Source organism: Williamsia sp. DF01-3 (genome assembly GCF_023051145.1).
GTDB lineage: Bacteria > Actinomycetota > Actinomycetes > Mycobacteriales > Mycobacteriaceae > Williamsia.
Genome location: NZ_JALKFS010000005.1, coordinates 1973706 through 1999323, shown reverse-complemented (window position 1 = coordinate 1999323; position 25618 = coordinate 1973706). Strand labels below are relative to the sequence as shown.

General features: G+C 65.4%; 24 protein-coding genes, 1 tRNA gene and 2 pseudogenes. 12 read left to right on the top strand and 15 right to left on the bottom strand.

The annotated features are described in order from the left end of the window. The first annotated feature begins 167 nt into the window (after nt 1–167). Complete coding sequence (locus MVA47_RS11525; protein WP_247208021.1) at nt 168–938, top strand: FAD:protein FMN transferase; 771 nt, start codon at nt 168–170, stop codon at nt 936–938. Between the two features lie 28 nt (nt 939–966). Here MVA47_RS11525 and MVA47_RS11520 read toward each other — a convergent pair whose 3' ends face one another. Further along, the gene (locus tag MVA47_RS11520; RefSeq protein ID WP_247208019.1) at nt 967–2055 is read right to left on the bottom strand and encodes a formylglycine-generating enzyme family protein; all 1089 of its coding nucleotides are present in this window, start codon (nt 2053–2055) and stop codon (nt 967–969) included. Here MVA47_RS11520 and pgi point away from each other — a divergent pair, their 5' ends adjacent. Together pgi and MVA47_RS11510 are read left to right on the top strand one after the other, a co-directional pair. Beyond that, on the top strand, nt 2056–3738 hold the full coding sequence (gene pgi, locus MVA47_RS11515; RefSeq protein WP_247208018.1) for a glucose-6-phosphate isomerase: 1683 nt from the start codon (nt 2056–2058) through the stop codon (nt 3736–3738). It begins immediately after the preceding gene. After that, nucleotides 3735–5075, top strand: a complete 1341-nt coding sequence (locus MVA47_RS11510; RefSeq protein ID WP_247208016.1) for a hypothetical protein — start codon at nt 3735–3737, stop codon at nt 5073–5075. Before pgi ends, MVA47_RS11510 begins: the two co-directional genes overlap by 4 nt. 6 nt (nt 5076–5081) lie before the next feature. Here the strand turns inward: MVA47_RS11510 and MVA47_RS11505 are convergent, their stop codons facing one another. From MVA47_RS11505 to MVA47_RS11495, 3 genes are read right to left on the bottom strand one after another with little or no spacing between them, the layout of a single operon-like run. After that, on the bottom strand, nt 5082–5654 hold the full coding sequence (locus tag MVA47_RS11505) for a TIGR03086 family metal-binding protein (RefSeq protein WP_247208015.1): 573 nt from the start codon (nt 5652–5654) through the stop codon (nt 5082–5084). Beyond that, nucleotides 5641–6123 carry an SRPBCC family protein gene (locus MVA47_RS11500; RefSeq protein WP_247208014.1) on the bottom strand — a complete coding sequence of 161 codons (483 nt, stop codon included), beginning with the start codon at nt 6121–6123 and terminating at the stop codon, nt 5641–5643. Before MVA47_RS11500 ends, MVA47_RS11505 begins: the two co-directional genes overlap by 14 nt. Continuing rightward, on the bottom strand, nt 6120–6479 hold the full coding sequence (locus MVA47_RS11495) for a metalloregulator ArsR/SmtB family transcription factor (RefSeq protein WP_247208013.1): 360 nt from the start codon (nt 6477–6479) through the stop codon (nt 6120–6122). Before MVA47_RS11495 ends, MVA47_RS11500 begins: the two co-directional genes overlap by 4 nt. 140 nt (nt 6480–6619) lie before the next feature. Here MVA47_RS11495 and MVA47_RS11490 point away from each other — a divergent pair, with 140 nt between their 5' ends. Further along, the gene (locus MVA47_RS11490; RefSeq protein WP_247208012.1) at nt 6620–7594 is read left to right on the top strand and encodes a mechanosensitive ion channel family protein; all 975 of its coding nucleotides are present in this window, start codon (nt 6620–6622) and stop codon (nt 7592–7594) included. 3 nt (nt 7595–7597) lie between these two features. Here the strand turns inward: MVA47_RS11490 and MVA47_RS11485 are convergent, their stop codons facing one another. Continuing rightward, nucleotides 7598–8131 carry a hypothetical protein gene (locus MVA47_RS11485; protein WP_023962647.1) on the bottom strand — a complete coding sequence of 178 codons (534 nt, stop codon included), beginning with the start codon at nt 8129–8131 and terminating at the stop codon, nt 7598–7600. A 52-nt stretch (nt 8132–8183) separates the two neighbouring features. Here MVA47_RS11485 and MVA47_RS11480 point away from each other — a divergent pair, with 52 nt between their 5' ends. Next, on the top strand, nt 8184–8846 hold the full coding sequence (locus MVA47_RS11480) for a hypothetical protein (RefSeq protein WP_247208011.1): 663 nt from the start codon (nt 8184–8186) through the stop codon (nt 8844–8846). A gap of 200 nt (nt 8847–9046) precedes the next feature. Continuing rightward, nucleotides 9047–10477 (top strand): HAMP domain-containing sensor histidine kinase, encoded by a 1431-nt coding sequence (locus MVA47_RS11475; protein ID WP_247208010.1) that lies wholly within the window; start codon nt 9047–9049, stop codon nt 10475–10477. On the opposite strand, the gene MVA47_RS11470 is transcribed toward MVA47_RS11475, so the two are convergent. The 4 genes and pseudogenes from MVA47_RS11470 to MVA47_RS11455 form a co-directional block, all read right to left on the bottom strand. Beyond that, the gene (locus tag MVA47_RS11470; protein WP_247208009.1) at nt 10427–11101 is read right to left on the bottom strand and encodes a response regulator transcription factor; all 675 of its coding nucleotides are present in this window, start codon (nt 11099–11101) and stop codon (nt 10427–10429) included. The two genes, MVA47_RS11475 and MVA47_RS11470, sit on opposite strands and share 51 nt — an antisense overlap. A 62-nt stretch (nt 11102–11163) precedes the next feature. Next, nucleotides 11164–11903: pseudogene (locus MVA47_RS11465) on the bottom strand (SDR family oxidoreductase). Continuing rightward, entirely contained in the window at nt 11900–13015 is a 1116-nt protein-coding gene (locus MVA47_RS11460; protein WP_247208008.1) for a Ca2+-dependent phosphoinositide-specific phospholipase C, read from the bottom strand. Before MVA47_RS11460 ends, MVA47_RS11465 begins: the two are co-directional and overlap by 4 nt. Beyond that, nucleotides 13012–13899 (bottom strand): DNA-formamidopyrimidine glycosylase family protein, encoded by an 888-nt coding sequence (locus MVA47_RS11455; RefSeq protein WP_116915967.1) that lies wholly within the window; start codon nt 13897–13899, stop codon nt 13012–13014. Before MVA47_RS11455 ends, MVA47_RS11460 begins: the two co-directional genes overlap by 4 nt. A gap of 25 nt (nt 13900–13924) precedes the next feature. Here MVA47_RS11455 and MVA47_RS11450 point away from each other — a divergent pair, with 25 nt between their 5' ends. Further along, entirely contained in the window at nt 13925–14671 is a 747-nt protein-coding gene (locus tag MVA47_RS11450; RefSeq protein WP_247208007.1) for a 3'(2'),5'-bisphosphate nucleotidase CysQ, read from the top strand. Between the two features lie 67 nt (nt 14672–14738). Here the strand turns inward: MVA47_RS11450 and cobF are convergent, their stop codons facing one another. Together cobF and MVA47_RS11440 are read right to left on the bottom strand one after the other, a co-directional pair. Further along, complete coding sequence (cobF, locus tag MVA47_RS11445; RefSeq protein WP_247208006.1) at nt 14739–15515, bottom strand: precorrin-6A synthase (deacetylating); 777 nt, start codon at nt 15513–15515, stop codon at nt 14739–14741. Then, the gene (locus tag MVA47_RS11440; protein WP_247208005.1) at nt 15512–16318 is read right to left on the bottom strand and encodes an SDR family oxidoreductase; all 807 of its coding nucleotides are present in this window, start codon (nt 16316–16318) and stop codon (nt 15512–15514) included. The genes cobF and MVA47_RS11440 overlap by 4 nt, the downstream gene beginning before the upstream one ends. Nucleotides 16319–16494: 176 nt before the next feature. On the opposite strand from MVA47_RS11440, the gene MVA47_RS11435 reads away from it, so the two are divergent. After that, nucleotides 16495–17520 carry a hypothetical protein gene (locus MVA47_RS11435; RefSeq protein WP_247208004.1) on the top strand — a complete coding sequence of 342 codons (1026 nt, stop codon included), beginning with the start codon at nt 16495–16497 and terminating at the stop codon, nt 17518–17520. On the opposite strand, the gene MVA47_RS11430 is transcribed toward MVA47_RS11435, so the two are convergent. Beyond that, nucleotides 17417–18712: a family 1 glycosylhydrolase gene (locus MVA47_RS11430; protein WP_247208003.1), complete on the bottom strand. Its 1296-nt coding sequence runs from the start codon at nt 18710–18712 to the stop codon at nt 17417–17419. The genes MVA47_RS11435 and MVA47_RS11430 overlap by 104 nt on opposite strands. A 7-nt stretch (nt 18713–18719) precedes the next feature. Then, nucleotides 18720–19538, bottom strand: a complete 819-nt coding sequence (locus tag MVA47_RS11425; protein WP_247208002.1) for a maleylpyruvate isomerase family mycothiol-dependent enzyme — start codon at nt 19536–19538, stop codon at nt 18720–18722. Nucleotides 19539–19639: 101 nt separating this feature from the next. On the opposite strand from MVA47_RS11425, the gene MVA47_RS11420 reads away from it, so the two are divergent. Then, a complete protein-coding gene (locus MVA47_RS11420) occupies nt 19640–19888 on the top strand; it encodes a DUF2630 family protein (RefSeq protein WP_030170350.1) in 249 nt (82 codons plus the stop codon). Nucleotides 19889–19909: 21 nt separating this feature from the next. Then, nucleotides 19910–19982 (top strand) — tRNA-Arg (locus tag MVA47_RS11415). A gap of 25 nt (nt 19983–20007) precedes the next feature. Here MVA47_RS11415 and MVA47_RS11410 read toward each other — a convergent pair. Further along, on the bottom strand, nt 20008–21612 hold the full coding sequence (locus MVA47_RS11410) for a CdaR family transcriptional regulator (RefSeq protein ID WP_247208001.1): 1605 nt from the start codon (nt 21610–21612) through the stop codon (nt 20008–20010). 92 nt (nt 21613–21704) lie between these two features. Between MVA47_RS11410 and pruA the strand changes: the two are divergent. Next, a pseudogene (pruA, locus tag MVA47_RS11405) lies at nt 21705–23356 on the top strand (L-glutamate gamma-semialdehyde dehydrogenase). A 1-nt stretch (nt 23357) separates the two neighbouring features. After that, nucleotides 23358–24320, top strand: a complete 963-nt coding sequence (locus tag MVA47_RS11400; RefSeq protein WP_247208000.1) for a proline dehydrogenase family protein — start codon at nt 23358–23360, stop codon at nt 24318–24320. A 259-nt stretch (nt 24321–24579) separates the two neighbouring features. On the opposite strand, the gene MVA47_RS11395 is transcribed toward MVA47_RS11400, so the two are convergent. Next, the gene (locus MVA47_RS11395) at nt 24580–25500 is read right to left on the bottom strand and encodes a hypothetical protein (RefSeq protein WP_247207999.1); all 921 of its coding nucleotides are present in this window, start codon (nt 25498–25500) and stop codon (nt 24580–24582) included. Nucleotides 25501–25618: the final 118 nt, after the last annotated feature.

The following is a 25618-nucleotide window of genomic DNA, read 5'->3' as shown; positions in this document are numbered from 1 at the left end:
ACGCCGGCCGGGTCACTTCAGCAGTGAGGTGACCCGGCCTCGTCGTTTGCACAGCTCAGACGTCCCCATGATCGTCAGGTTGCTCATCGTCGGCTCACAGCCGCTTACCAGGTTCGGCGCGCAAAATTGTCTTCACCAGCGCCACACCGACCAGAGCAGGTACGACGATGATTGCCTCCGCAACCCTCTTCGGTCTCGACACCGATATAGCGGTGTCGGTCACCGACCCCAACTGTCTCGACCGCGCCATGCGGCACACTCGGTCGCTCGCTCGGCGACTCGACGAGACGATCAACCGCGGGTTCGGAAACGCTGAGATCATCGCGCTCGACCTGGCCGACGGAGAACCGGTGATGGTCTCGTCGCTGCTCGATCAGGTCATCATCGAAGCGCTGTTCTACGACGACCTCACCGACGGCGCCACGCAAGCGGTTCTGGGACCGGCGACGGTTTCACCCGTCCCGCCATGGCATCGGGTAAACATCGGCGGCGCGGCGACAACAATTCCTGCCGGCCTGAGGCTCGACCTGATGGCGACCGGCCGGGCTTTCCTGGCCGATCATGCCGCCGAGGTACTCGCCCGGGAGCTGGGCTGCGGTGTCCTCATCCGGGTCGGCGCTGTCGCGGCCACGGCAGGCGAGGCACCATCGGGCGGACAGGGCACCGACGAACCCTGGACCGTCGACATCGACGGCGTGCGCATCCCGCTCTGTGCCGGACAAGCAACGGCCAGAGTCGGTCACAGAAGTGGCGCCGCCGGACAGATGACGATCGTCGCCGGCAGCGCGGCAATGGCCCACGCCGCAGGGCTCTACGTTCTACGGGAGCCCACCGACCCCTCGCCATGGCTTCGTGACCATGCCGCAGCGATCCGCAGCGATGACGACGGAACCGCAGCTGCGCGACCGATCGGCGGACATCCGGTGGCCGCGGCCTGATCGATGCCGGCCTACGCCCGTGAGCCGGCTATCCGGCGACGGTGCGGAATCCGGCGTTGCCCATCGACGATTCCGGGGTGTTGTGCGACCGCGCCGAGTTCCGGTAGCGATTGCAGTACGAGTCGTGACAGAGATAGGACCCCCCGCGCAGCACACGCGCGCGCCCCCGCTGGGGACCGACGGGGTCGACCACATCGCCACTGCGGTAGTACCGGGGATCGAATCGGTCCTCGCACCACTCCCAGACATTGCCGGCCGTCTGCCACAACCCGAAACCGTTGGGCTCGAATGCTGTCACCGGCGCCGTACCGACGAATCCGTCATCCCCGGTGTTGTTCGAGGGGAACTCGCCCTGCCAGATGTTGCATTGCCAGGTCCCATCGGCCGCCAGCAACTCATCTCCCCACGGGTAGCGGGCGCCCGCGATCCCGCCTCGCGCTGCGTACTCCCACTGGGCCTCGGTGGGTAGCCTGCGCCCGGACCACTCGCAATATGCCTGTGCATCATGCCAACTGATGTGCACGACGGGATGGTCGTCGAGGCCTTCCAGATCGGACGTAGGGCCGAACGGGTGCGCCCAGTCCGCACCGGCGACCGCGAGCCACCACGGCGCGGTCGGAGACCGGCCCACCACATCGCTGCCCTCGGCCACCAGTGAATGGAAGACGGCCGAGGATCCCTGTCGCTCGGCCACCGTGGTGTAGTCGGTGGTTGTCACGAACTCCGCGAAGTCGTTGTTGCTCACCGTGACGGCGTCGATGTCGAATGCACTGACCGCGACGTCGTGCAGCGGCGACTCCCCGTCAGCGGCAAACCCGTCGCCCGTCGAATCACCCATGGTGAATGTCCCGGCCGGAATGCTCGCCTGGGAAACCCGGTGCGTGCCCCGACCCTCGACGGAGGTCGCCGCCAACTCCGGCGTTCCTTCAGACCGTGGGGTGCAGCACGACATGGGCCCATCGTATTCGGCGACCGAACCACCGGAGAGTTCGCCGACGTATCGCGAACAGTTCGACCGCTCGCCGCGAGCCGAGCGCTCGATCTGGATAGGCTGACGGTCGAGGTCATCCTCAGTGCAGATGTGCAGTTCGTAACCGACGAAGGGGTCTGTCGACAAATGAGTAGCGTCCCGAGCGAGTCCGCCCGCGAGTTCGACCTGACCGGGTCACATGCCTGGCAGCAGCTGTCGGCCCACCAGTCGCACGTGTACGCGATGCACCTGCGGGAGGTCTTCGCGGTGGACCCCAAGCGCGGTGCCGAGCTGACCATCGACGTCGGCGACCTCCACATCGACTACTCCAAGCATCGCGTCCTGCGCGAGACCCTCGATCTGCTGCTCGACCTCGCCCGTGAGGTCGGATTGGAAGAGAAGCGCGACGCCATGTTCTGGGGCGAGCACATCAACACCTCCGAAGACCGTGCTGTTCTGCACACAGCACTGCGGTTGCCGCGCGACGCCACGCTCAAGGTGGACGGCCAGGACGTGGTGCACGACGTCCACGAGGTGCTCGACGCCATGGGTGAGTTCACCGACAAGCTGCGTTCCGGTGAGTGGAAGGGACACACCGGTAAACCGATCGAGACCGTGGTGAACATCGGCATCGGTGGCTCCGATCTCGGGCCGGTGATGGTGTACCAGGCGTTGCGTCACTACGTCGACACCGCGATCCGCTGTCGGTTCGTGTCGAACGTCGATCCCGCCGACCTGGTTGCCACGCTTGCCGATCTCGATCCGGAGACCACCCTCTTCGTGATCGCCTCCAAGACCTTCACCACGCTGGAAACGCTGACCAACGCGGCGGCGGCGCGTACCTGGCTGCTCGAGAAGCTGGGTGCCGGACCCGAGGCCGTCGCCAAACACTTTGTTGCCGTGAGCACCAACGCCGAGAAGGTGTCCGAGTTCGGCATCGACACGGCGAACATGTTCGGCTTCTGGGATTGGGTCGGTGGGCGCTACTCGGTGGACTCCGCGATCGGGCTGTCGGTGATGGCGGCGATTGGCAAGGAGTCCTTCGCCGATTTCCTCGCGGGTTTCAATGTGGTCGATCGGCATTTCCGCACTGCGCCGCTGCACCAGAACGCGCCGGTCATCCTGGGCCTGATCGGCCTCTGGTATTCGAACTTCTGGGACGCCGGAGCCCGTGTGGTGCTGCCCTATTCGAACGATCTCTCCCGATTCGCCGCGTATCTGCAGCAGCTCACCATGGAGTCGAACGGCAAATCGGTCGACACCCACGGACACCACGTCACCACGGACACCGGCGAGATCTTCTGGGGTGAGCCAGGAACCAACGGGCAGCACGCGTTCTACCAACTGCTCCATCAGGGCACCAGGATGGTGCCGGCAGACTTCATCGGTTTCGCCGAGCCCACCGACGATCTGCCGACAGCTGATGGCACCGGCAGCATGCACGACCTGTTGATGAGCAACTTCTTCGCCCAGACAAAGGTTCTCGCGTTCGGCAAGACCGCCGACGAGGTCGCCGCCGAAGGCGTCGACCCGCATGTGGTGGCGCACAAGGTCATGCCGGGCAATCGGCCTTCCACCTCCATCCTGGCCCCGAAGCTGACTCCGTCGGTGGTCGGTCAGTTGATCGCCCTGTACGAGCATCAGGTGTTCGTCGAAGGTGCGATCTGGGGTATCAACAGCTTCGATCAGTGGGGCGTCGAACTCGGCAAGACGCAGGCGAAAGAACTGCTCAAGATCATCACCGATGACGAATCCCCTGCACCGCAGGATGATTCGTCCACCGACTCGCTGGCCCGCTGGTACCGGACCCACCGGGGCCGCACCGCGTGAGAGCACAGGGGCGCCACATCGGCGCACCCCGGCGCATCGATCGGCTCGGGGTGGCCGATGACATCTTCTGGCGAACCCACCACGGGATGGGCATCCCCACCTCGATGCAGGGACTGTGGCGCTTCGACACCGTCCTGACCCCCGCGGATCTCGAGCCGATGTACCAGGCACTGGCCGCCGGCCCGCTGACTCGACGCGTGGTGCGCGGGCGGGTGTGGCCGGCGCGGAGCAGCTTTGTCCACGGTGCAGATCTTGCCCCGATCCACTCGGAGACCGAACCCCTGGCTCCCGGTGGGATCACGGAGTGGGCCGACTCTCGGGGCGACACCACCCTGAACATCGACACCGGCCCGGTGTGGGAACTGTCGGTGGCCAGACTTTCCGAGGGCGGCAGCGTGGTGTCGCTGCTCTGTTCACACGTGGTCGCCGATGCCCTGTCTCTGGTGCGCGCCGTGCAGATCGCCTCGGGTGCAGCGCCTCCCGACGATCAGGCCAACGATCTGCCCACCGTGTTCGACGACATGCGCGATGCGGCAAGACAGCTGCGGACGGTCCTCGGGGGTGTCGCCCGGAGCCTGTGGAAAGCGACGATCGACTCGCGCCGGCGAGCCGAATTGCTCGCGGCGGCAACTCGATCAGAGCCGATGCCCGCGAAAGCCGAAGGTGCTCCCACCTGGCGTGAACCGACAGCCATCTTCTCGATCGATCTCCGCTCCTGGCGCGAGGTGGCAGATGCCCACGGCGGTACCGCCAACACGTTGTTCACGGCGCTGATAGCCGAACTGGTGTTGCAGGTCCGGGGTTCGGGCCCTGTCGAGTTGATCATTCCGATCTCACTGGGTGGTGCTGCCGGGAATTCACTGACGGCGGCGACGGTGTCGGTGTCCACGATCGACGAGTGCAGAGACCTGGCCCGTCTGCGCACCCGAGCGCGCCTTGCGTTTCGAGCCGCAGGGACGGGCGTGGGCATCGGTCCGCCGGCAGGAATGCCCGAAGAACTGGTGCAGGTGATCGGTCATCGGGCCGCCCACAGGCTGATTCCCGACCCAGGGTCACGAGATGGTCTGGCGTCCAACCTCGGTGCGCTCGACGGCATGTTGACGATGCTTGCCGGTCATCGCGGCCGTGCCATCGCCGCACGGTCGGTTCACGGCGGACTCACCGGGCGGCAATGCGGGCGCACCCGGACATCGGTTGCCGGATGGGCCGCCACCACGGGCGACTGCCTCACGTTCTGTGTCGCTACGCCCGATCCGGCAGTCGCGCGCAGCGAGGATCTGCGCCTTCTGATCGACCAGACCCTTGCCCGATGGGATCTGACAGCGACCTACTGGTAGTCGAGGTCAGAGCGGCGTCCAGTCCGGGTTCCGGCCGATGAAACCCAGCAGTCTCGTCTGCGCATCGGCGTCGCCGGGCACCGGCACGCGGGCGCCGTATTGCCCCGACGACCGAATCATCTCTTCTGCCGGCTCCATTCCGGCCAGCAGTGCGGCACAGAAGGCCGGGTCCAACCGGTCATCCTGGCCGGTGGCACGGGCGATGTCCCAGGTGTGCATGAACACGTCGGCGGTGTAGAACTGGTCGATCGCGCGACCGAGCGGTACGTCCCCGATGTGCGGATTGCTCAGGACCGAGTCCTCGGTCGCCGGGTCGTCGAGCACCGCCTGCACGGCGTCACACTGGGTGAGCCACGCCCCGACCGGGTCGTCGTCGACGCTCGGCCCGGACGGCAGCCGTACACCGCTGCCACCGGCGAGGAACGGTGGGAACCACTCCGTCAGATGGCGGACCGCATCTCGGGCAGTCCAGTCGGCGACCGGTGACGGCACGTCCCAGGACTGTGTGCCCCGGACGCGATCGCTGAAGATCCGGCAGACCTCACGGTGCCGTTCGGCTGGTTGATCAGACAGCGTCACTGGTCAGCATCTCCTCGAGTTTGGCGTATCCCTCGTTGACCCCGACCTCCATACCGCTCCGAAGCCAGGCGTCCCGGCCCTCGAAACTGTCCACCAGCGATTGTGTGCGCAGCCGGGTACGTCCGTCCCCGAGGTCGTCGAACCACAAGGTTTCCAGGGCCACCCCATCGGGGTCACCTTCATACGTGAATGTCTGCACGATGCGGTCCGGCCGGATGTCGTGGAAGCAGCCGCGAAAAGCGTATTCCTCTCCGTCGCGGGTGGATACGAACCGCCAGCTGCCGCCAGAGCGCGCGTCCCATTTGTCGATGCGGGTGTCCAGGGCACTGGGTCCGATCCACTGCGCGAACAGCTCGGGATCGGTGTGCGCCCGCAACAGCTGTTCGGGGGTGCCCGCGAACTCGCGGGTGATACGAATGATCGGCACGTTCGGATCCGCCTCGATCTCCGCTTCGGTGGTGGTGCTCATGCCGTGTTTCCCTTCTGCTCGTCGTTGCTTGATTCGGTGTCGTTCACATGCGCAAGGACCGCGTCCAGACGGCGGTATCGCTCCTCGGCGCGCCGCCGGTACCGCTCGATCCAGTGGTCCATCAGGTCGAAGACCTCCGCTTCCAGTCGAACGGGCCGGGGCTGGGGCCCTGGCGGCCGTGTCACCACTCCGGCGTTTTCCAGGACCTTGAGGTGCTTGTAGACCGCCTGAAGCGAAATCGGGTAAGGGTCGGCGAGCTCATTCACCGTCGAATCACCGGCCGAGAGCCTGGTCACCATGTCGCGCCTTGTCGGATCCGCAAGCGCGGCGAAGATCCGCGATAGCTCATCCACCACGCGCCCCCTTCCTCAGCTTTCAACCCTTCGGTTTAAACCACGATAGATCGCTGTTGCCCCGCGAGTCAACCATCAGGTTGAAAGAATCGAACCCGGCGCTGCGGGTTGACCCACGACCACAAGTACGTACCGTCGGACCAATGAGTTTTTCCGCCTCCGAGGTCCACTCGGCGTTCGAATGGACTGATACCAACCGACTTTGGCTGATCGAGAACCCCATCCGGATTGTGATCTATGTCCTGGCCGGCCTGGCCGTCAGGTATGTGGCACACCGAGTGATCGACCGCGCCACCCGGCGGCCACGGGCCACCGGTGACGGTGATGCACACCAGAAGCCCGCGATCGTGCGCCACCTGCGCGAACGAACCCCCAAGGCGCTGCGTGATCCCCAGGTGATCGAGCGGCGACAACAACGGGCCGAGACAATCGGCTCGGTACTCAAATCCACAGCCTCGATCCTCATCCTGGTGTGGGTGGTGCTCACCTGCTTGAGCGTGGTGCAGGTGAACATCGCACCGTTTCTCGCCTCCGCCGGACTTGTCGGTCTGGCCATCGGTTTCGGTGCCCAGAACCTGGTCCGGGATTTCGTCTCGGGCGTCTTCATGCTGCTCGAAGATCAGTACGGAGTCGGCGACATCGTCGACCTCGGTGAAGCCATCGGCGAGGTGGAAACCGTGGGGTTGCGTGTCACCACCGTCCGGGACATCGATGGAACCCTCTGGTACGTCCGCAACGGCGAGATCGTCCGGGTCGGCAACATGAGCCAGGACTACGCCGTGGCCCGGGTCGAGGTGCCCATTGCCCACAACGTCGATCTCGAACGCGCCGAACAGGTCACACTCGACGCCGCGCACGAGGCAGTGGCCGACGAATCCACCGCCCGGGACGTACTCGGCGCACCCGAAATGCTCGGTGTGCAAGAGATCTCGGCGGACATGGTTACCTTGCGAGTGCTCATCAAGACCCGACCGAACGCGCAGTGGTCACTGCAGCGTCGCGTCCGCAAGCAGATCTTGGAAGCGTACGAGGCGAACGACATTCGTCTGCCGTACCCCAATGGCCGGGAGCTGGGCCCGTCGGCACTCGTCAGCGCCGGCGGGGCTCCGGGCTCCTAGCCGTCACTCCCAGCGGGCCTGATCGAACAGCTCGTCAGGAATGGGGTCGCCTGGTTGCACGTCGAGGGCTTCCAGACGACCCATGATGACGGCGGCCAGCGCCACGTGGGTGACCACGTCACGGGGTTCGGTCACCCGTTCGTCGGCAGACCCGCCGATGAACTCGAGTTCCACTGTCGGCGCGCAGGTTCCCATCGGTATCTCGCGGTGTCCCGTCTCGGCGAGCCACGCCGAGAAAGCTTCGCCGTCAACGGCTTCGGTGATGTCGCCGCGGTCGATGGACGCCATCAGCTCGGGAAGCGTTGCGAGTTCGCCGCTGTCGCCGGTCGACGGGTCGAAGCCGAAGACCTGATCGGGGGCCACGTCCGGTTCCTCGTCGAGGGTGAAGTAGAGGATGCCCCGCCAATCGCCCGCGTAGCAGGTGATGTCGTCGCGACCGAAGACATCGCAGAGCAGATCACTCATGCGAACTTGGCGTTCGCTGCCGTAGAGCTGGAATGCGCCGCGCCCGTAGACCTCGCCCTTTCGTTTACCCATACCGCTCACCCTACGTCGCCCGTCACCGGCGTCCAGCACTTACGATCACCGCATGAGTGTGCGTTCCACTGTGGTCATTGCAGCCCTCAGCGCAGTCGCCATCGCCCTGGCCGGTTGTTCGAGCAGTGGTGACGCGAAAGATCCGGCGCCCGCGAGTCCGAGCGTCACCGTGCCGGTCTCCGCCGACGTCACCCTGCCTGCCGGACCTCCGAAGCGGACCGAACCCGGCGACTCGCTGCAGTGGTCGCAGACAGCGGTTCTACCGGCCGATGCGTTTCGCCCCGAGCAGCAGTTGGCCGGGTTCACGGTCACCGGCATCGAGCCCGGAGCCGACGGTGATCTGCCGGAGTCGTTCACTCAGGGCGGCACACCCTTCTACGTGCGCCTCACCATCACCCAAGCCGTCGACCGTCAGCGCAACACGATGTCGACGGCGGGGTTCGCGGGCAGCGCGGACGGGGTCACGCCGGCACTCACCCTCACACCGCCGGACGGGTTCGCCAAATGCCAGGCGGCCGAACGGCCACAGACGTTGACCAAGGGTCAGTCGTTCGCCACGTGCCTTGTGGCGCTAGCCGATCCGGGCACACAGCTGAGCAGGGTGATCTACTGGGCCGACACCGGAGAGGAACCATTCGACTACAAGTCCGCACCCGTGGTGTGGTCGGACGGATCCCCCGTGGCCCCCTCCGGTTCGGCCGTTCCGACCAGCTGATCGACCGTCGCGACCGAGCTCCGTGCCATCCGCCCACGCGTGTGGGGTGTTCGCCTGAAGATCCGCTGAAAGCTCCCGTTGGCCTGCGATGAACGGCCCACCTACCATCGAGGCAGCCCTCAGCAAGGAGTTCGGTACAGGTGTCAGCCGACAGGATACGCGGTGTCCGTGCGATGTTCCGCCGCGATCAGGGAGTGCGTATGCGCTCCACCGTCGTCGCGACCATCATCGTTGCGCTTGCGCTGATGACCGGTGGCGCCCTGATGCTGTACATGTTGCACCGCCACCAGGACCGCACGATGTACGAGTCGACGGGTTCACGGTCGTACGAGATAGCCCGCCAGATCGACGAAGGTGGCATCGGCAACATCGCACCCCGGTTGCTCGCCCCCACCACGGGCGTGGACATCATCCAGGTGGTGAACGCGAACGGCGTCGTGGTGTTCAGCTCGCCCGACTCCGACGAAGATCCCATCTACCCCGTCTCCCCTGGATGGTGGAAGACCGAGCGTTTCGACGTCGAGGTTCCCGGCCGATCCGGGACGTACTGCGGACAGGTGACCGGCGCCCGGTGGCAAGGTGTCGACTACAACGTGATCACCGCGGTCTCGAAGCAGCCCTACCTGTCCGGGTTGCGCGGCACCGCAGTGATTCTCGCGATCGAGTTCCCACTGATCATCCTGATCGCGGGTGCGGCGGTGTACTACTTCGTCGGCCGCGCGCTTCGGCCGGTCACCCGCATCACCGAGCAGGTCGAGGCCATCACGAGTTCGGATCTGAGCCGGCGGGTTCCGGTGCCCACCACCGACGATCAGGTGACCCGGCTGGCTTCCACCATGAACACGATGCTCGAACGGCTCGAGCAGAGCCGGGACAGTCAGCTGCAGTTCGTGGGCGACGCCTCCCACGAATTGCGCTCGCCGCTCACCACATTGGTGGGCATCCTCGACCTCGCCGATGACACCGACTCCGCCGTGGACGTCGACACCGTTCGCACGATCCTGCTTCCCGAAGCCTTGCGAATGAAGACCATGGTCGCAGATCTACTGCTCCTGGCACGTGCGGATGAGCGCGGTATCCCGTTGATCGTCGACGAGGTCGACCTCGACGACATCGTCGGCGCCGAGGCTCAACGGCTGCGCTCACTCGGGTTGGCAACAGTGGTCGCGGAGGTGACGCCCATCCGGGTGATCGGCGATTCGGAGAAATTGACCCGCGCGGTCCGCAACGTGACCGACAACGCTTCTCACCACGCGAACACCACGATCACGCTGTCGATGAGCGAGGACGTCGAGGCGGGCACCGCCACGATCGAGGTGGCCGACGACGGCCCCGGTGTACCGGCGGACGCTCGCGCCAAGATCTTCGATCGCTTCTACCGCCACGGCGATGATCGCGGCCGGCACTCCGGCGGATCGGGGCTGGGTCTGCCCATCGCGGCCGAGATCGCGCGGGCGCACGGCGGATTCATCGCCGTGTCGGACACGCCGGGCGGCGGGGCCACCTTCAGCATCACGATCCGGACCGAGACCACCATTGCGGCCGAAACCGGCAAGGCCGCCGCCGGCAGCCCCGAGCCGTCACTGGTCGTCGGACAGGCAGTATCCGGATCCGCGCACAGTGCGGATTGATTCCAGTCCGAAAGGGACGTCGATGCGCTTGCGGAGGTAACGCACGTACACCTCGACGATGTTCACGTCCCCGCCGTAGTTGTCGTCCCAGATCGCTTGCATGATCTGCGTTTTCGTGACAACACGACCCTTGTTGCGCATCAGGAACTCGAGCACCGAGTATTCGCGCGGTGTGAGTTTGATCGGCTCGCCGTCACGGGTCACCCCGTGGTCGGAGGGATCGAGCCGCAGGGTTCCGGCGGAGAGAACGGCCGGTCGCTCCTTGCCTCCGCGGCGCAGCAGAGCACGCAGACGCGCCTTGAGAACCACCACGGAAAATGGCTTCACCAGGTAGTCGTCGGCGCCGTAATCCAACGCCTCTGCCTGGTCGTATTCACCATCCTTGGCGGACAGCATGAGCACCGGCGTCCAGATCTCCCGCGCACGCAGTGCTTTGATCACCTGGTAGCCGTTCATCTCCGGCAGCATGATGTCGAGCACCATGACGTCGAACTCGTTCTCGGTCGCCTGCCACAGGCCGTCGGCCCCGTCGCGGGCGATCACCACACTCCACCCGTCACTGACCAGCATCCGGCGAACTGTCTCTGCCGCGCGGACGTCGTCCTCCACCACCAGAACGCGCACCTAGCCGACCTCCGACCCCGATTGTGTTCCACAGGCCACTGCCTGCGGCGAGCATAAACGTGTCAGAGCAACCTGCGGGTGATCCCGGCCGGGAGATGACGCAGCGCCAGATCGATCCCGGTCCACGGCCACCGCGGCACCACGGCACGAGCGCGTTCCGACTCGATCGCGGCGACCAAAGCCTGCACGCCGCTGTCTCTGTCGGCCATCAGCTTGGTCTTCACCCCCGCATTGATGTCCGTGGAGATGTACCGGGCAAGATCACACTGACCTTGATCGGCGAACCCGCGAGCTCGGCCTGTAATCCCTCACCCAGAGCCGACAGACCCGCCTTCGATGCCGAGTACGCGGCTTGCGCCTTGGGCAGACCTCGGACCGCACTCATCGAACTGATCAGGACGAGGTGGCCCGCATCCTGCGCCCGGAAGATCTCCATCGCGGCCTCGATCTGTGCCAGCGCGCCGATCAGGTTGGTCTGTACGGTCTCGATGTTGGCGTGGGCCTTGCCGGTGCCCAGTGGGGCGCCTTTACCCAGGCCTGCGTTGACGATGACACGGTCGAGCCCGCCGAGGTCGTCGCGCAACCGCCGGAACGCGATGGGCACCGATGCGGTGTCTGTCACGTCCAGTTGGGCCACCGCAACACGGCCGCCCCGCCCGGAGAGCTCGGTCTGCAGGTCTTCGAGGCGGTCGATACGGCGGGCGCACAACGCCAGGTCACGACCCTGCGCGGCATAGGCTTTGGCCATTCCCTCGCCCAATCCCGAACTGGCGCCCGTGATCAGGATCTTGTTGCGTGTCATGGCCGTGAACTTACCTGGCCCCGCCCTACGCCGGTGACGACGGACGGGTTGACCCGAACCGGCGCACCACCGGGAAGCTGCGCTCTGAACTCGCCATCACCCCAGCGAAAAGCCAGACCGGGTTGCGGGAAGTCGGTGCTGACCATGTGCGCGCCCGAGTCCAGTGCGGCAGCCACCCGATTGTGCTGGTTCGCCTTCGCAGTCGAGACCGGGTCGTCGGAGCGGGTGCGCACCAGGTATCCGCGGCGCACGAGGTCGGTGATGTGAGCACCGTTCGCGCCTCGTGGATCATTCACCATGATGAACGCCGAATCCGGCTCGGCAGGAGGCGGAGTGGTGAATGCCACCCGCCCCTCCAGGTTGGGTCGGCCCGCTCGATAGTTGTCCCGGACGTAGGTGTTGTCGCCGTAGTCGAGGAAGAACATCACGTGCCCCCGGACATCGTCGAGACGTGGCCAGCCGCTTGTGAGCACGGCATGTTCCAGCGTCTCGGCGTCACCGCGCACCCGGTCCGGAGTGATGATCCGATGGTCGGCGAACACAGCCCGGATCTCCCGGTCGAGGTCGTCGAGAACCGTTGTCGTCCAGCGGGGTACCCGGGCGCCACCGGTCAGCCGTGCCCACGGCCACGACCCTTTCAGTTCGAGTTGAACAACGATGGGGACATGACCGGGGTTCGACGTGGACCATGCACTGATGGTCTGCAGGGCGCCGGTCAGCGTCGGGCAACTGGTGCGGTAGTCGGCGTCGGGACCGTGCATCACCTTGAAACCAGGCTCATCCCACAGACTCTCGGGGCGTGGACCACGGCGACGCCACCGCCTGGCCAGCGGATGGCGGTACAAGCCGCCCTGTGGGTCGGGATACAGATCCAGCTCGAGGCCCCGTACCGCCTGCTCGCCGAGCTGACGGTCCAACGGCAGGTGTTCATATCGGTAGGAGTCGAGGTTCGATCCCATCAACCAGGTGAACCGTTCGTCCGGCGGCATCAGCTGATGACTGGAGTTGTGCGTCGCCATGAACTGGATCTCGTTGAGCCGCAGGCCGGATGGCAGTGGGTCCGTCCCGTTCTCACGGCGGTGGACACGGGCCGATCTGTCGGATGTGGTCACTTGAGCAGTCGTGACATCCGGCGATCGGCCAGCACCTTGCCGCCGGTTTGGCACGTGGGGCAGTACTGAAAGGAGCGGTCGGTGAAGGACACCTCTCGCACAGTGTCACCACACACCGGACACGGCAGACCTGTTCGCGCATGCACTCGCAACCCGGACCGCTTCTCGCCTTTGAGCCGCGCGACCTCTTGCCCCTCGAGACGGCCGATGGCACCTTCGAGCACTTCGTGGATCACGGCGTAGAGCTCGTCGATCTGGGTAGCCGACAACCCCTTTGCGGTCGCGAACGGCGACAGCTTGGCCGTGTGGAGGATCTCGTCGCTGTAGGCGTTGCCGATACCGCTGATGGTGCGCTGGTCGGTGATCACCGTCTTGATGCGCGCACTCGTCTTGCCGAGCAGGGCGGCGAGTTCGTCACGGCTGAGAGCGAGCGCATCCGGACCGAGTGTCTTGATCCGTTCGACCTCGTCCAGGTCGCGCACCAACCAGACTGCTAGACGTTTCTGTGTGCCCGCCTCGGTGACGTCGAAGCCCTCACCGGGCAGACCGCAGTGCACCCGGAGTGCGATCGGCCCTTTTCCCCCGGGGCGCGGCGGGGCGGGTGAGAGGTTGTCCGACCATCGCAGCCATCCGGCGCGGGACAGGTGGATGATCAGGTGCAACCTGGGGTCCACATCGCCGGGGTCGGTCGCAGCGGTGGTGATGACCAGGTATTTTCCTACTCGTCCCACCGACTCCACGATGCGGCCGGTGAGCGCCGTGTACGGCGGGTCGGCCGTTTTGAGCACTGCCAGCGACGCCACGTCGACTCGTCGGATGGGCAATCCGGCGGCACGGCCATCAACGTAATCGGCGATGGCCTGCACCTCAGGTAACTCAGGCATGTAGACAGTGTGCTCTAGTAACCAGATGCGCTCTACTGGTTCGGCGTCGGACGCCGAGTTGGCCCGACTACTGGCCGAAGGCGCCGGGAAGATTCTCGTCGACATCCGCCACGAACACCTGCTGCAGGGGCGACTGCTCGGCGACGTCGGCGATGCGATGGCGCAGACCTGGATCGCCGCGGTGCTGGCCGAACACCGCCCCGCCGACGCAGTCCTGTCCGAGGAGGCGCGCGACTCCGCCGGCCGTCTGCGCGCCGACCGGGTCTGGATCATCGACCCGCTCGACGGCACCCGCGAGTTCGCTTCCGGGCGCAACGACTGGGCGGTGCACATTGCTCTGACGATGGGTGGTCAGCCCACCGATTGCGCGGTGTCGCTGCCTGCGATCGGTCAGGTGTTCGCCACCGACACCGTGCCCGTGGTCGAGGGTGAACTCACCGGCCGGATGGTGGCCTCACGCGGTTGGTCGTCGTACGAGGCCGATCACGTCTCCCGGCGCCTCGGTTTGCAGATGATGCCGATCGGGTCTGCAGGCGCCAAGGCGATGGCCGTGGTGCGCGGTGATGCGGACGCCTACGTTCACGCCGGTGGTCAATACGAGTGGGACAACTGCGCGCCGGTCGGGGTCGCCCGTGCTGCGGGTCTGCACTGCAGCCGCGTCGACGGTTCGGAACTCGAATACAACCGGCCCAGCCCGTTCATGCCCGACTTCATCATCTGCCGCACCGAACTACGCGACCCCATCCTCGCTGCCCTCGACGAGATCCTCTGACCCAGCTCCCCGGAATTGGTGGGTTCGGGCGAGCAAACCCGCAGGTCGACCTCGCCGGAACCCACCATCATCGGGGTTTGCGGAGCAGATAGATGTCCATGATCCAGCCGTGCCGCTCGCGTGCGGCCGTGCGGACGTCGCGGATCTCCTCCCCCACCTCGCCGACGGTCCCGTCGATCAGGATCTCGTGCTCGGTTCCGAGGTAGGCACCCCACCAGATGTGGTCGAGCGCATCTGCGGTGTCGAGGAAAGCGCAGTCGGCATCGAGCATCACCACCTGATTGGCGGCCACCTCCCCCGGGGTGTCGGCCAGCTTGCGCCCGGTGGTGATGTGGATGGGTTCACCGATCCGGTTCAGCAGGATCCGATGGGCCGCGGTCAGTGCCGAGACACTGGAGATCCCTGGTATGACGCGATGGTCGAGGCCGATGTGGCCACGACCGATGATGGTGTCGACGATCCTCAGGGTGCTGTCGTACAGGGCGGGGTCACCCCACACCAGGATCGCCCCCACCCCTCCTTCTGGCAGTTCGTCGATCAGAGCCTGCTCGATGAGGTCGGCCCTGGCGTCGTGCCATCTGCGGACCTCGGCGGCGTAGTCGGCGGGATTGCGATCGCGCGGCGGGTCGGGCACCTCGACAAACCGGTACCCGCCCTCGAGATATCGCTCGCAGATCTCCTGACGCAGTCCCACCAGCGACTGTTTCACCTCGACTCCCCGCTCTGGAGCCTTGTCCAGGACGAAGAACACCTCCACCGACTTCATCGCGTCGATGGCCTCGATGGTGACCTGCCGCGGATCGCCGGGGCCGATACCGATGACCAGAAGCGTCCGTCCGGTCACGGCCGCGCCTTGGGCAGGTTGTGGAATCTGCTCGTGATGTCGAGGATGGCCCGGCGCGGCAGCACACGACGAAGCGCGAATACGATCGGCGCCCGATTACCCTTGGCGTACAGAGGTTTTGGATCCGGACTGAGCGCCGCCTCGATCACGACCTCGGCCATCTCGACAACGTCGAGACCGGCATCCTCATTGCGGCGGGTGGCCGCAGCGACGATGTCGTACTCGCGTCGGTAGGCGGAGTCGTCGGCGATGAAGTAGCCCCGGCGGTCGCCGATGCCGGTGGCGATGGTGCCGGGCTCCACGGTGCAGATGGCGACGCCGAAGGGCGCGAGTTCGCGACGGGTCGCGTCGGCGAAACCTTTGATGGCGCATTTGGTGGCCACGTAGGTCGACCGGAAGGGCAGCGGAAAACTCGCCAGCATCGAACCCACCATCACCACGGTGCCGCGACCACGCTGACGCATCCCGGGCAGAACCGCCTTGGTCAAGGCGATCGGACCGAAGACGTTGGTGGCGAACAGCTTCTCGATCACCTCCATCGGGGTGTCCTCGAGCGGCCCCATCTGGCTCTCGCCTGCGTTGTTGATCAAGATGTCCACCGCACCGGCCTGCTCGGCGCATCGGGCAATGCTGTCCGGATCGTTCTGGTCGAGCTCGAGATAGCGGACGCCGGGGATGGGATCGGTCACAGACTCGGGGTGACGGCTGGTACCCAGCACGGTCAGTCCACGAGACACCAATTGACGAGCTACTTCGGCACCGATGCCGCTGGAAGCACCGGTGATCAGCACAGTTCGGGTCATGCGAACACAGTAGGCGGTTCCCGACAGCTCACCGAAAGCCTCCACCAACGATGAGTTTTCGGGCTCACCACGGTCAGTTCTCGCAGGGTGGTCATTTAATTCAGTGGCGAACCTGGGAATTACCTGAGCATCCTTTGTTGTTGCACCGGGTCGAGTGTTGGAAGTAGGTGTGGGTTGTGATTGTCGGAATCACGTTGGCGTTGCTGGCCGCGGTCGGTTACGGACTGTCGTCGGTGATGCAGGCGCTTGGTGCGCGCCAGGCGGCACGTGAAAACGCCGATGACCACCGGATGTCCACCGCAGCGGGCTCGCCCACGTTGCAGTCGACCGTCGCCACCGCGCTCACCGGTGTGTTCATCGTCGGTGCGTTGTTCGACGTCTTGGGTTTCATCGCCGGTGCCGGAGCCGCTCGCGCTCTGCCACTGTTCCTGTCGCAGACCATCGTCGCCGGGAACCTCGTGGTAACCGCCCTCTTGGGCACCCGGTTGCTGGGAATCAAACTCCATGGCCGCGACTGGGCAGCCATGGGCACCGTGATGGGTTCGCTGCTGCTGCTCGGGGCCGCGTCAGAACCGCACACGTCGTACGAGACGTCGAGGTCGCTGCATTGGGCACTGTTGCTGGCCACCCTGCTGGTTGTCGGCTTGTCGCTGTTCGGTGTGCGGCGCATGGGACGCGGCGGATCGGTGGCGGCCGGGGCCGCAGCAGGTTTGCTGTTCGGTGCGGTCGCGATCGGCGTCAGGGTGCTCGACGGCGTCTCACCGTTCTCGATGTCCACCATGCTCGCCGACCCGGCGGCCTGGGTTATCGCCATTGCCGGAGCCGCAGGTTTCTACTTGCACACGGTGGCGCTGCAGCTCGGGGCGGTCAACGGGTCGACCGCGGCACTGGTTGTCGGTGAAACCGCGGCACCGGCCATCGTCGGCGTCATGTGGCTCGGTGACTCGACGGTGCCGGGGCTCGAATGGCTTGCGCTGGCGGGCTTCACGTTCGCCACACTCGGCGCGGTTGCCGTTGCGATCTTCGGAACGGCAGAAGCCGAACGTTCCGCTGAGGAGAATCTTCGGGACGATCGTGCGGACTTCTCGTCCGGCGAGTTCACCGTACCGGCTGACTGCAGCTCGTTGGAGCATCCACCAGTGAGCAGAACTGGGCCGGCCGGGTGGGTCGATAATCTGACCGAACGCCTGCACTGGAGATGATGTCGCGGTAGGCGGCCACCGCTTCGGTCGGCTGCCGGGCCAGTGACGGGTCGGACTTAACATCGACGCGGTAGAGACCGAATCGTGAAGCGTAACTGCCCCATTCGTAGTTGTCAGTGATGGACCAGTAGTTGTAGCCGACCACGTTCATACCGTCGGACTTGGCGCGGGAGATCCAGTACGCGGCGTCGCGGAGCTGGTCTTCACGCTTGTATCCGTCAGGCCTCGGTTCGCCGTCCTTGGTGGGCATACCGTTCTCCACGATGTAAAGCGGCGTGCCAGGGAACTTTCGCGCGTAATACCGCAGCGCGTAGTAGAGCCCATCCGCCGACGTGGATGCCTTCCAGTACTCCTCGGTGGCGGCGTTGTAGGTATTCACATCCGTTGCGGCCACGGAGTAGTAGTAGTCGATGCCCACGAAGTCCTGCTTGTCGGCGATTCGGTCGAGGAAGAGTGCATCGAGGGCCGGCTGCACGGTCGGCAGATAGGCCGAGTTCGACGACACCCAAGCGCCTGGCTGGCGAGCGTGGATGTAGTCGTAGATGGTGCGGTGCACGTGTACGAGTTGGTTCAGCATCAGCGGAACGTTGTCAGGCGCAAGACCACCGAAGTTCACCTCACGAAGAAAGGTGTAGACCATCGGTTCGTTGATGGTGATCCAGATCGGATCGTATGCGGCGTAGCGGTCGACCACCGCACGGGCGTTCGCGAGCCAGTCCGCAGCCATCGTCGGGTTGTTCCAGCCACCACGATCAGCAGCCCAGCCCGGATACACCCAATGGTCGAGGGTGATCATCGGGCGCATCCCTGCACGCAGGATGTGATGGATCACGTCGTCGTAGTAGGCGAGTTCCTGTTGGTCCCACACCCCCGGTGAAGGCTGGATCCTCGCCCACTCGATGCTGATCCGGTACACCTCGACACCCATCGACCTCGCGTTCTCGATGTCCTCGGCGTATCTGTGGCGGAAGTCGACAGAGGTGCCGACGCGATCGTGGACCCGTGTGCTGTTCGAGTAACGCAGCCAGTTGCTGTCCGGGGAGCTGCCCTCGGACTGGAATCCTGCCGAACCGACACCCCACAGGAAGTCGTCACCGAGCACCGGACCCTGCGCCGAAGCGGGCGCGGCAGGGACGGCAACGGCGACGAGAATCGGGAGAACAACCGCGAGAATCCGCCTGATCATGGTCATCTCCGAGTCAGATCGTGAATGCGAGGTTGCCGAGCACCGCACCTGCGAGGTCGGGATCGCCGGTCACCTCGACGGCCGACGGATCAGCACTTGTCCGTCCACCGATCAGACGGGCGAGATCTGCGATGTCGAGGCGCAGCACCAGGGTCGGCTCCTCGGCGAACTCGGGCACCACCGCCGCTCGGCCGTCGACAGCGATGTTCACCGTTCGGGGAGTGAGACCGGTGATGTCGAAGCGCACCCGACTGCCTGTCGGTGCCCCCGCCTTCTTTCCGACGAGGTAGGGCAGCGATTGGGTGATCTCGTCTGCGGCGAACCGCGCACTGACTGCATCATCCGGCGCAGGCAGCCCGAGGGTGTCGCGCACGTCCAGTTCATGCATCCAGCAGTCGAAGATCCGGATGCGCATGAATCTGCCATAGGTGTCCGGCCCTGCCGGTGTGAATGAGTCGGCGTCGAAGTCGTCTTGGGTTGTCGCGTCGAGGGCGGCGCTGCGGCGCTTGATGGCGTCAGCGAAGTCAGCCATCGTGGTGGCCCTCCCCTGTGCGCGGTAGTGCACCAACCACCGCTCGTTCATTGCCGCGATGTCGTTGCGGACGTGCGGATAGGCGCTGACATCGGCGTCGACCACAGGTTCCGGATCGCCGAGAAGCATCAACTCCGTGGTGAACACGTGGGTCACGATGTCCCCCACCGACCACCCCGGCAGCGTCGAGGGGTGCTCCCACTGCTCGTCGGTCAACGAGTCGGCCAATCGGTGCACGGACGCCCACACCGCGGTGAGCGCTTCGATCGCGGGTTCCCTGGGCACAATGGTTCGGCTCATGGTTGGTGACATTACGGATGCCACCGGTCCCAGTCGCCAGGATTCGTCCGATGGGCGGGGCCGAACTGTGCACGAACCCGCGCGCGCCTAGAATTCGTGAAATGACCAGTGACAAGAATTTGCATACGCAGATCACCGACCTGATCGCGCAGGAAAAAGAACTGCGTGACCAGGTCTCCAACGGAGAGATCAGCCCCGACGACGAGCGTTCGCAGCTCAGCGACATCGAGGTTCAGCTCGACCAGTGCTGGGATCTGCTCCGCCAGCGCGACGCCCTCCGCCGGGCGGGCAAAGACCCTGACGACGCCGAAGTCCGTCCGCCGAATGTGGTCGAGGGTTATCTCAACTGAGTTGGTAAGTTTGTCGGGTCCGCCCTCGTAGCTCAGTGGATAGAGCACCGCTCTCCTAAAGCGGGTGTCGCAGGTTCGATTCCTGCCGGGGGCACTTCCCGTGCGCGACGTTCCAGGTGTCAGACCCGCAGGGCCAGCGACACCACCAGCCGCGACGCCTGGTCGCCGAGGTCGAGTCCGGTCAGCTCCTGGGCTCGCCGAACCCGGTATCGCAGCGTGTTCGGATGCACGTGCATGGTGGCGGCAGCTGTGCGCACATCGCCGAACGCATCCAGGTAGGCGCGGACGCTGGCCACCAGGTCGGAGCCGTGGGTGCGGTCGTAGTCCCTCAATCGGCCCACTCGCGGGTCGACGAGATCCGGGTTGTCGGCGAGCAGTCCGACGATCTCGCCGAGCAAGACGCCGGTGCGCGACTCCGCAACGGTGGTCACCACGTCGATCAACGCGCCTTCCCGCGATGCCGCGTCCAAAACCCGGTCGATCTCGGTCCGCAGGCCCGGCACCGCCGCCAGACCAGCGGGCGAATCGGCAATGACTCCCCGGATCTGCATGGCGAACCGGCGGTCAGCCGCTGCCACCGTGCTCTGTACCCAGCGCACCGTCGATGCTCCGCCGTCCGTGTCCGGCAAGATGACGTACACCCTCTCACCGACCGCGGCGGTCACCGATTCGGGACGAAAAGCGCTGGCGTGCAGCGTGACTGCCGGCAAATAGGCAGCAACGGAATCCGTCGGCAACTGTGCGGGAAACCGACGTGCCAAACCGACGACGGTAGCGGGACCTGAGCGCGGAATGCTCAGGGCGTCGGCGAGATAAGGGATGTCGACGGTGTCACCGCGCAAGCCCAGCAGTCGCTGCACCTGTTCGGCATGCACGGACGGGACCGCCGCGGAGCGGGAGATGATGCGAGCGGCGATGGCTGCGGCGCCGGTGATCACATCGCCGGAATCGGGCGACAGTTCGGCCTTTCCCTGCTGCAGCCACAAAGTTCCGAGATACTCACTGCCTCTGGGGGTTCTGATGCCCACGGCAATTCTCGGCCGCAGCCCGAGGTCGTCGCGGGCCGCCACCGACACCACGTTCGGCCCCGCTCTGAGAGCAGTGAACACGCCCCACTGCCGAAGCCAGTCGAGCATCTCCGGTGGGCCCTCCCGTCCGAGGATCGACAACCGGCGGAGGGCGTCGGCTTGTTCATCAGATGAGCTGTACGCCAACACATGTGAGCCCGCATCCTCGATGCTGACAAGTCCGCCGGTCCGATCTGCGACCGCCTGCGCCAGAGCGAACAAATCGCCCGCCGTGCCGCTCGCCATCGATTCCGGGGACTCGGCACGAGCGTGGTCGAGGACCCGCCCGATCAAGTTGTAGATCCGTTCCCACCGCGCATGCGAATCCACCGCGACCACAGCAATCCCAGCGGACACCGCGCGCCGGGTGACGTCCGCGTCCGGCGCCTTCAGCAGGATGGCCGTCGGAGTGTGGCTGCCGAGACTCGCCAACCACGCCATCACCTGCGCCGGCACGACACCGACGAGCAGGGCCAACTCGGCTGCTCTGGCTCCGCGTCCCACTCCGAGGTGCAAATCATCCGCGTCGAGCAGGGAAGCTGCGGTCACCGGGCGGTCGAGGCCCTCGGGCGCCTCCACCAGCGTGACGAGCGTTCCGTCGAGTGCCAGAAGCAACCGCCCGAGTGTCACAGCCCTGCGACCATCGGTATCTGCCATCGGTACCCCTTGTTCAATCGGCCCAAGAACTCGCTTCATCTTAGTCCGATCAGCCATATCGCCGCACCGCTGATAGCGCTGTAGTTGAGGACATGGACGCCATCACCACACCCCCACCTGCCCACAACGAGCCGGTACGCACCTACGCCCCCGGGTCTCCAGAACGCTCCCGGATCGTCGCCACCCTGGCCGAGATGAGCGCGGCCGACCCGATCGAACTCCCCCACGTCATCGGCGGCACACATGCCAGTGGTTCGGGCGCCGCGATCGCGGTGGTTCAGCCACACGCGCACCACGAGGTGCTGGGCACACTGACAAACGCGACCGCGCACGATGCGCGCAGAGCGGTCGACGCTGCGCTCGCTGCAGCGCCGGACTGGGCGGCAACATCCTTTGACGAACGGGCATCCATTCTGCTCCGGGCCGCGGACCTGCTGTCGGGACCTTGGCGCGAGCAGATAGCCGCCGCAACGATGCTGGGCCAGTCGAAGAGCGTGCAGCAGGCCGAGATCGATGCGCCGTGCGAACTCGTCGACTTCTGGCGGTTCAATGTCGGGTTCGCTCGCGAGATCCTGGCCGAGCAACCCGTCTCCAGCCCTGGGGTGTGGAACCGGCTCGATCATCGCCCGCTCGAGGGGTTCGTCTATGCCATCACCCCGTTCAACTTCACCGCGATCGCCGCGAATCTGCCGACCGCACCGATGCTCATGGGCAACACGGTGGTCTGGAAGCCGTCACCGACGCAGACCTACGCCGCGTATATGACCATGCAGCTACTCGAGGCCGCAGGCCTTCCCCGGGCGTCATCAACATGGTCACCGGCGACGGCATCGCCGTGTCAGACGTCGCGTTGGCCGACGAGAACCTCGCAGGCATCCACTTCACAGGCTCGACCGCCACATTCCAGAACCTGTGGCGGGAAGTCGGAAGCAACATCCAACGCTATCGAGCCTATCCCCGACTCGTCGGCGAGACAGGAGGCAAAGACTTTGTCGTGGCGCATGATTCGGCCGACCCCGACGTCCTGCGGACAGCTTTGATCCGCGGCGCGTTCGAATATCAGGGCCAGAAGTGCTCGGCGGCCTCACGCGCCTTCATCCCGAAGTCGGTGTGGGACAAGATGGGCGACGATTTCTTGCAAGAAGCCAATGCTCTGTCATACGGCGATGTCCGCGACCTCGCCAACTTCGGCGGCGCAGTCATCGACCGACGCGCTTTCGACAAGGCGGTCAACGCAATCGAACGGGCGAAGTCGGTTCCGTCATTGACGATCGCGGCGGGCGGTGACTACAACGACGCAGAGGGATACTTCGTACGTCCGACGGTGCTGCTCAGTGATGACCCCGCCGACGAGGCCTTCCACAAGGAGTACTTCGCTCCCATCCTCGCGGTGCACGTCTACGACGACGGTCACTTCGATTCTGTTGTACAGGAGATCAATTCATCGGCCAGTTATGCACTCACCGGGGCAGTGATCGCCGATGACCGGACTGCCGTCGAAGCCGCGATGACCGGGTTGCGCAACGCGGCGGGCAACTTCTACGTCAACGACAAACCCACCGGCGCCGTGGTCGGGCAACAGCCGTTCGGTGGGGGGCGCGCCTCGGGCACCAACGACAAGGCGGGGTCGAAGCAGAACCTGATGCGCTGGACGTCGACACGCACCATCAAGGAGACCTTCGTCCCGGCGACGTCGGCGGGGTACCCACACATGGAGCGCGACGACGCCGGGCGTGGTGAGTGACATGACCGGCGTGACCGCGGGTGCAGCACGCACCATCATCATGGCTGCCGCCTCCAGCGACCGGATCAAGCGAACCGCTGAACGAGTTCCGGTGACCCGGAACGTGGTGTCGCGCTTTGTTGCCGGCGAGTCCCATCGTGAGGTGATGGAGGCCGGGGTCGGGCTGTTGAACTCTGGTCGGATGATCTCCATCGACCACCTCGGTGAGGACACCACCGACGAAGCCCAGGCCGACGCGACTGTCCAGGCGTACCTGAGGTTGATCGGGATGTTGGGCGACCACACCGAGTCGGTCGCCGGCTCGCATCCGGTGGAGGTGTCACTCAAGCTGTCGGCGCTCGGCCGCGCATTGCCTCGGCACGGCGAGAAGATCGCTCTGGAGAACGCCCACCGGATCGTAACCGCAGCCGAGGACGCAGGCGTGTGGGTGACCGTCGACGCCGAGGACCACACCACCACCCATTCGACTCTGCGGATTGTCCGTGAACTACGGGCCGACTTTCCGGCGCTGGGAACGGTCCTCCAGTCGTACCTGCACCGGACCGAGGACGATTGCCACGAGTTCTCTTCCCCTGGGTCGCGGATCCGGCTCTGCAAGGGCGCCTACGCCGAACCGGGTGAGGTGGCGTTTCAACGCAAAACCGATGTCGATGCGGCGTATGAACGCTGCTTGCGGGTGCTGATGAATGGGCAGGGATACCCGATGGTGGCCAGTCACGACCCGGCCATGATCGCCGCCGCCGCGGCCATGGCCGCCGACGCCGGACGCGCCACCGCGGAGTGGGAACACCAGATGCTCTACGGGATCCGGAGCGCCGAACAACTCCGACTCGTCGGCGAGGGCCGTCGAGTCCGTGTCTACGTTCCCTTCGGGTCACAGTGGTACGGCTATTTCATGCGCCGCCTGGCCGAACGCCCGGCGAACGTGGCGTTCTTCCTGCGAGCGTTGGTGTCTCGGGGGTAGGTCGGTTCTGTCGGCTGGAGTCGGAGGATGTGGGTCCCGTGGGTGCAAACCCTCCGACATCAGCCACATCCTCCGGTTGCAACCGGAGGAACCCGCCGCAACCGGAGGTTTTGCGTCGCGATTAGCCAACCGCGACAAACGAACCCGCCACAAGCCAAAGTCGGAGGAGGTGGCCCCATCCCCCGCAAACCCTCCGACTCCAGCCACATCCTCCGGTTGCAACCGGAGGAACTCGCCGCAGTCGGAGGATGTGCGTCTCTCAACCGGGGATCACGCCACCGCGGATCAGCGCGGATCGCAGTTTCGCGTGCAGGCGACCTGGATTGAGGAGGTCATCCCACGACCACCGGACCACCACGATTCCCATGGCGCGAAGCCGATCTTCCCGCAGTTTCTCTCGGTATACGGCGTCCTCGGGCCGCTCGCCTTCCCCAATAGTGCCGAGGTACTTGATCCGCCCATCGAACTCGCCGACGACCTTCCCGTCCCAGTCGAAATCCGTCCGGCCGATAAGTCCGTCCGCATCGAAGAACTCCGTCTGCAACGTCGGCATGGGGATGTCTTTCCAACCCGCCATCAAGGCTCGACTGACCGATTCACCAACAGATTCCGCGTCCCCGTCAGCCGTCAGTAATGCACGACGCAACATCCCGATACCCGCGGCGTGTGGGGTTCGCGCCGCGATGGCGTGTAGCTCGGCCAGCGATACGCCCGACCTCAGGGCATCGTCCAGTGCGGCAACGGCCTGTTCAAACGTTCCCGCCCGCGCCACATCACACGCCGTCACTGCTCGGCTGGTGACTCGAATACCGTCGATGAGCACGATGTCGGTGGCGGCCAGAAGGGCATGGTGGACGTGAACGTCGCCCTCCCGCTTGCCCTTGGTCTCCGCAATCAAGTGGACACGGCGCTGGTCCGGCCGAAAGAGCTGCATCCGATGACATACCGCCGCCGACTGATGGCTCACGACGCGAACGCGTGAGCGCCCGGCAACGGCGATCACACGCCGGCGGTACTCATCATCCGGTGGAAGGGCGACGCCGTCAGCAGGCGCCGAAACACCGCGGACAACCGGCTGGATAATTCCGGCCCGCCGTGCCGCTCTCAGCTGCGAGTCGCTGCCGAACCCGCCTTCGACCACTGTCTTTCGCCGGATGAGCCCGAACTCCGATGACTGCATCTACCCATCGTCGTTGCCCCCGCCGACCAGGTACCGCCGAAAAAGGCCCTCTGTGGACAGTTTCGAGTGTGTGCACAGGTCCACTTCCTCCGACTCCAGCCACACCCTCCGACTGCAA

Excerpts from the sequence above, each read along its gene's own strand:
- MVA47_RS11475 (WP_247208010.1), top strand. The coding sequence starts at position 9,047 with ATGCGCTCCACCGTCGTCGCGACCATCATCGTTGCGCTTGCGCTGATG.
- MVA47_RS11490 (WP_247208012.1), top strand. The coding sequence starts at position 6,620 with ATGAGTTTTTCCGCCTCCGAGGTCCACTCGGCGTTCGAATGGACTGAT.
- MVA47_RS11480 (WP_247208011.1), top strand. The coding sequence starts at position 8,184 with ATGAGTGTGCGTTCCACTGTGGTCATTGCAGCCCTCAGCGCAGTCGCC.
- MVA47_RS11430 (WP_247208003.1), bottom strand. The coding sequence starts at position 18,712 with ATGACCATGATCAGGCGGATTCTCGCGGTTGTTCTCCCGATTCTCGTC.
- MVA47_RS11395 (WP_247207999.1), bottom strand. The coding sequence starts at position 25,500 with ATGCAGTCATCGGAGTTCGGGCTCATCCGGCGAAAGACAGTGGTCGAA.
- MVA47_RS11420 (WP_030170350.1), top strand. The coding sequence starts at position 19,640 with ATGACCAGTGACAAGAATTTGCATACGCAGATCACCGACCTGATCGCG.
- MVA47_RS11450 (WP_247208007.1), top strand. The coding sequence starts at position 13,925 with ATGCGCTCTACTGGTTCGGCGTCGGACGCCGAGTTGGCCCGACTACTG.
- MVA47_RS11425 (WP_247208002.1), bottom strand. The coding sequence starts at position 19,538 with ATGAGCCGAACCATTGTGCCCAGGGAACCCGCGATCGAAGCGCTCACC.
- MVA47_RS11485 (WP_023962647.1), bottom strand. The coding sequence starts at position 8,131 with ATGGGTAAACGAAAGGGCGAGGTCTACGGGCGCGGCGCATTCCAGCTC.
- MVA47_RS11440 (WP_247208005.1), bottom strand. The coding sequence starts at position 16,318 with ATGACCCGAACTGTGCTGATCACCGGTGCTTCCAGCGGCATCGGTGCC.
- MVA47_RS11455 (WP_116915967.1), bottom strand. The coding sequence starts at position 13,899 with ATGCCTGAGTTACCTGAGGTGCAGGCCATCGCCGATTACGTTGATGGC.
- MVA47_RS11500 (WP_247208014.1), bottom strand. The coding sequence starts at position 6,123 with ATGAGCACCACCACCGAAGCGGAGATCGAGGCGGATCCGAACGTGCCG.
- MVA47_RS11525 (WP_247208021.1), top strand. The coding sequence starts at position 168 with ATGATTGCCTCCGCAACCCTCTTCGGTCTCGACACCGATATAGCGGTG.
- MVA47_RS11400 (WP_247208000.1), top strand. The coding sequence starts at position 23,358 with ATGACCGGCGTGACCGCGGGTGCAGCACGCACCATCATCATGGCTGCC.
- pgi (WP_247208018.1), top strand. The coding sequence starts at position 2,056 with ATGAGTAGCGTCCCGAGCGAGTCCGCCCGCGAGTTCGACCTGACCGGG.
- MVA47_RS11410 (WP_247208001.1), bottom strand. The coding sequence starts at position 21,612 with ATGGCAGATACCGATGGTCGCAGGGCTGTGACACTCGGGCGGTTGCTT.